Source organism: Chitinimonas sp. BJB300, from assembly GCF_002735695.1.
Lineage (GTDB): Bacteria > Pseudomonadota > Gammaproteobacteria > Burkholderiales > Chitinimonadaceae > Chitinimonas.
Map to the genome: position 1 here is coordinate 1 of NZ_PDZH01000192.1, position 5,064 is coordinate 5,064.

The 5,064-nt window shown below is 55.6% G+C and carries 5 protein-coding genes and 1 pseudogene; 3 read left to right on the forward strand and 3 right to left on the reverse strand.

The window, feature by feature from the left end:
- Positions 1–88: 88 nt before the first annotated feature.
- Together CSQ89_RS19720 and CSQ89_RS19725 are read right to left on the reverse strand one after the other, a co-directional pair.
- A complete protein-coding gene (locus CSQ89_RS19720) occupies positions 89–640 on the reverse strand; it encodes a DUF3800 domain-containing protein (protein WP_099407736.1) in 552 nt (183 codons plus the stop codon).
- Between the two features lie 252 nt (positions 641–892).
- Positions 893–1,540: a hypothetical protein gene (locus tag CSQ89_RS19725; protein ID WP_099407737.1), complete on the reverse strand. Its 648-nt coding sequence runs from the start codon at positions 1,538–1,540 to the stop codon at positions 893–895.
- A 248-nt stretch (positions 1,541–1,788) separates the two neighbouring features.
- Here CSQ89_RS19725 and istA point away from each other — a divergent pair.
- Positions 1,789–3,310: pseudogene (istA, locus tag CSQ89_RS19730) on the forward strand (IS21 family transposase).
- Positions 3,307–4,107: an IS21-like element helper ATPase IstB gene (gene istB, locus CSQ89_RS19735; RefSeq protein WP_308418185.1), complete on the forward strand. Its 801-nt coding sequence runs from the start codon at positions 3,307–3,309 to the stop codon at positions 4,105–4,107. Before istA ends, istB begins: the two are co-directional and overlap by 4 nt.
- Before the next feature lie 65 nt (positions 4,108–4,172).
- Here istB and CSQ89_RS23925 read toward each other — a convergent pair whose 3' ends face one another.
- The gene (locus tag CSQ89_RS23925; protein WP_139023058.1) at positions 4,173–4,478 is read right to left on the reverse strand and encodes a competence protein CoiA family protein; all 306 of its coding nucleotides are present in this window, start codon (positions 4,476–4,478) and stop codon (positions 4,173–4,175) included.
- A gap of 30 nt (positions 4,479–4,508) precedes the next feature.
- Here CSQ89_RS23925 and CSQ89_RS19740 point away from each other — a divergent pair, with 30 nt between their 5' ends.
- Positions 4,509–4,760: a hypothetical protein gene (locus CSQ89_RS19740; protein WP_099407739.1), complete on the forward strand. Its 252-nt coding sequence runs from the start codon at positions 4,509–4,511 to the stop codon at positions 4,758–4,760.
- Positions 4,761–5,064: the final 304 nt, after the last annotated feature.

Consider the following 5,064-nt stretch of genomic DNA (forward strand, 5'->3'; position numbering starts at 1 on the left):
TGAATGCCTGAGCATCAAGACGCAGAAGAACCCATTCGCACTTTGCCGCAAGTTACTGATCAACGCCTCCCGCGCGGCTTATGATCAGTTACAGCTGCTTCTCGCAGCTACTGCGTAACATCAGTAAGGGTGTAACTTCCAGGTGGGTCACGGCCCCTTTTTCATACAAAGCCATTTCTAAGTAGTGATCCAGCATCTTGCCATTGGACACCTTGATTGACCTTGGATCTGGCACCAATACGACCCGCTCGTGTTGAACGAGCTTATCAAGCAAGAGCAGCTTGAGCATCCAGTTGTAGAGTTTATTCGGGTCAGCGCGGAGGGATTGCTGTACACGCTCCTTTGCCACCACGATTGCTCTGTACTCGATGTCGGCATGTGTTAAAGCAAGATTGCTCGCTGAACGGGCAAATGCCTCACGGGATACATCAGGCATGTCTACCCACTTTTTTTCGCGAGCAGTGTCCCATTTCCAATTTTTGTAAAGTTGCCGGATTTTGCGTTCAGGTAGGTGATTCTTGCTCTCAGGTAACAAGACCGCTGCAATGGTGAGATAGCGACTAGAGCCCCCCTGGCCATAGGGCTTGTCGAATGACCAGCCGAGATCACCGCTCTCATCGACGTACACCAATTGTGCCAATCCTAATCTCCATAAAGCAGATGGCCTCGCTTTTGCGAGGCCATCGAAAGTGGGGCAGACCCTGGAACTGACGCGCTTGCAGCGCGCTTACGACGCCTTGTGAGTATCGCAGTTAACCCAGGCTTTACCTGCCTGAGCTAAGTATACATCACACGCAGCTCCGTACAGCATGGTTTTTCATCCACGTGCGGCTACCTGGTCGAGTGGCCTGAGGGCGAGACCCCCTTGGGCTACTTGACCAGCTAATGTGCGTTAAATTCGGTTTTCTGAGGCAGCCCCTTGTAGCTTATGCAGACCATGCATCAACGGCTCTGCCACATTGCGAGGTAGTCGCCAAGTATCATTATGATCTCCCCACAGCCCGCCCATACGACGCATCAGCCGCGCGAACTCTTTGAAATAGTCGTAATGCATCAGCCCATATTTTCTGACGGTGATGGCATCATCCCAGAGGTACACATACACGGTTGCACCGCCAAGCATAACCCGTTGCTTGGTGCATTTGTTAGCTACATGGGGAGGCGGTAAAGCTTGTGCCAAGGCAATTGCTTTGGATTTGGCTTCTGCGCGAAGTTCTGCCAAGTCTGGAAAGACCAACCACTGTTTATTCTCCAACGATTGAATAACCAATTCACTCAGCTTGTCCCAATCCCATTCTTCGTGACGGATTAAATCCAAAGCGATTTCCACTGTCGGTATATCGAGTGCTAGCAACTTGGCGCGTTTCTCTTCATCGACAAAATGATTCACCGCTATTTCTATGAATAGCTGGTCGGATTTTTGAAGCGCCGTTACATCCGGCCTTATATTGCCCACCGCAGCTTTTAACACCACTTCATCGAAAATGAGTTCCCTGGCTTCAAGTGTTGCCGCCGCAGAAGCGGTGCGCCCATCTTCCAATCTGGCTATCTCTGTGGGTATTCCGGATGACCGTGACCGGTCATTCCGGCGGATCGTGACCGACGATTCCGGTTAATCGTGAACACTGATTCCGGACGACCGTGACCGATTTACAGGGTTGACCGGAATGACCGGTCACGACGTCGGAACGGTCGGTCACGAGACCGGAATCGGCTCCTGCAGCGTGTGATGTTGCGCATATTTCCCTAACCCTCGAGGTAGCCTCGCCAGCTTTGCTGGAAGTAGGCATGCCCGATACCCGAAGGATCAATATGCGCAAGATACGCGACGTCCTACGTCTCAAACTTGAAGCCCGGCTCTCCCATGAGCGAACTGCCGCCGCCCTGCACATCTCCAAAGGCGTTGTCACCAAATACATCACCCTGGCGAACACCGCCGGCCTAGACTGGGCGCAAATCCAGACCCTGGACGACACGGCACTACACAACCGACTGCTGGGCACCCCCCAGCGGGCCAGCAGTTTCGTGCAACCCGACTATGGCCTCATCCACCAAGCGTTGCGCCGCAAAGGCATGACGTTGATGCTGCTGTGGGAGGAGCATGGTGCCCAGCACCCGGATCAGCCCATCCACCGTTACTCTCAGTTCTGCGAGAATTACCGCCGCTACGCCAAGACCCTCAAACGCTCCATGCGCCTGATCCACCGCGCCGGTGAGAAATTGTTCATCGATTACGCGGGCCCCACGATCGCGTTGACAGACGGCAGTCGCGCCCACATCTTTGTCGCCGCTTTGGGCGCATCGAGTTACACCTATGCCTGTGCCACACCGCGCGAAACCATGGCCGATTGGCTGGGTGCCACCGCCCAGGCATTGCGATTCATTGGCGGTGTGCCTCAGCTCATCGTGCCCGACAACCCCAAGGCGTTGATCGCCAATGCAGACCGGTATGAACCCCGTGCCAATGAAACGGTGCTCGACTTTGCACGGCACTACGGCACCTCATTCCTGCCAGCACGCCCGTACCACCCGCAGGACAAAGGTAAGGTTGAATCCGCCGTGCAAGTGGTGGAACGCTGGATTCTGATGCGACTGCGCCACCAGAAGTTTGCAACGGTCGATGACGTCAACGAAGCCATTGCTCCGCTCTTGGCACAACTCAATGCCAAAGCGTTTCAGAAGCTGCCGGGCAGCCGCGCCAGTGCGTTTGCCCAATTGGACGCACCCGCATTGCAACCTTTGCCGGTCCAAACCTGGGAGTTGGCGGTTTACAAGACCGTGCGGGTGCATATTGACCAGCACATCGAGTTTGAGGGGCATCGCTACAGCGTGCCGCAGTCGCTGGTCGGGCAAGTCCTTGAGGCCCGTGTCACGGCACGCGCGGTAGAGGTGCTGCACCGAGGGCAGCGTGTAGCGTCCCACCTGCGCTGTGCGCACAAGGGGGGCTTCACCACCGCCCGAACACCTGTCTGCGGCGCATCGTGCGCATATGGAGTGGACGCCAGAGCGGCTGATCCACTGGGGCAACAGCATTGGCGCGGCCACCGGTGCGTTGGTGACGCGTCTACTGGAAACCCGCAAACACCCTGAACACGGCTACCGGGCCTGTCTGGGTTTGTTGGCATTGGCCAAGCGTTTTACTAGGCCACGGCTGGAGGCCGCCTGTGTGGTGGCACTGGAGCTGGGCACGACCAACAGCACCCATGTACGCGACATTCTGGTCAATGGGCGGGACCAGGTGCAACCCACCCAGCCTGAGTGGACCAGTCCGCAGCACGCGCATGTACGCGGCCCCGGTTATTACCCATGACAACAGCAACCACAGCGACAACAGGCACCCCCATGATGATGAATACGACGATTGAACAACTGCGCGGTCTGCGCCTGGCCGGCATGGCCTTGGGATTGGAAGAGCAACTCAGCCAGGCTGGCATGACGGCCATCAGCTTTGAAGAACGCTTGGCGCTACTGGTGGACCGTGAAGTCCACTGGCGCAATGACAAACGCCAGACCCGACTGCTTAAAGATGCCAAGCTGAAGTACAACCAGGCCAGCATTGAGGATTGGGATACCCGCGTCGGGCGTGGTGTGGATCGCAAGGCGGTGATGAGTCTGGCTTTGGGTGACTGGATTGACAGTGGGCACAGTGTGTTGATCACCGGCCCCACCGGGGCGGGGAAGTCCTGGCTGGCCTGTGCGCTGGCCCAGTACGCCTGTCGGCGGGGGTACTCTGCGTATTACCAATGGGTCCCCCGACTGGGTGGGGAACTGCGCATCCGTCATGGCAATGGGACGTTTGGCAAGTGGCTGGTGCAGCTGGCAAGGACGGATGTGTTGCTGCTTGATGACTGGGGCATGGCTGGTATTGATCCCCAAACGCGTGCGGACTTGCTGGAGATTATTGATGACAGGGCTGCCAACAAAGCCACCATCATTACCAGTCAGTTACCGATTGAGCATTGGCATGCCTGGGTGGGCGACGCCACGATTGCGGATGCCATTCTGGACCGCGTGATGCAAAAGAATCACCGTTTCACCCTGACGGGCGAGTCTCTTCGGCAGAAGCCAAAATCAAGCAAGAAGGAGGTCGATCCAGACTCATCGTGACCGACACCCTTACAATGTAGATGCGCAACACCGCACGATGCGACACCGGTCACGCTCGACCGGAATCAGCGGTCACGATCGCCGGAATACGCAATCTCTGTAACGCTGATTGCAGGAACCCAAAGTTTCATGCCGCGACTAATGCACTCTTTCGCTGCCTTATGAAGTGCAGTTTCTGCTGCGTATTCACAATCAGTTTCCTGCGCATGTGCAAAGTGCCACGTCCTGATGTGCCCCTGGCGGGCTAGTGAGGGGGATTGGCAGGCTAAGCAATAGCATTCGCAGGCAAGCCCTCTTTCGACCTCTCCTACTGATACCAACTGCCCTTCTTTGTTAACGGCAAAGTGCTGAAGCGAAGTTGTTGGTGTCATCTTTTATCGTCCTTTGAAAGTCACAGATCTATGCGAAAACAGACGACAGATTCGGCGACACAGCCGGACACCAAACCGGGTAAAGACCAGGTTTTAACCGGGATGATGACTCAGGAAGCGATTGATTTGCTTGATGGTTATGTAGTGCACTGGCTTGAGGCAGATACCCTGCCCGTGCAGCTATTGAGAGCTTTGCTCAGCCTTCATAGGCAGGAGGCAGATGCTGATGTGCGTATTCCGGTTTTGGGGCCGATTGATAGGGGCATGCGAAAATTCACCTAGGGAGCATGTCTACAGCTTCGATCATGTAGAAAACGCGGAAGAAGACTTTAGTGCATCTGGGTGAACTTGGGGTTTGAGGCCTCTCGGCAAGGCGCATTGCGGACCGAGTTAGAGCGTCAGTGAGCGTGCAAGAAAGAATGGTATGAACTACCCAAGTAGAGACGGTAATTTCAGCATCGCCCCGGGTTTTGAGGAGGGTATTTCGTTAAAGTGTTTTAGCGAGTTGCTGGTAATAGTTTGCCTCAGCTTCTGCTGGCGGGATATAACCAATGGGTTCTAGCAGGCGGTGGTGGTTAAACCATGC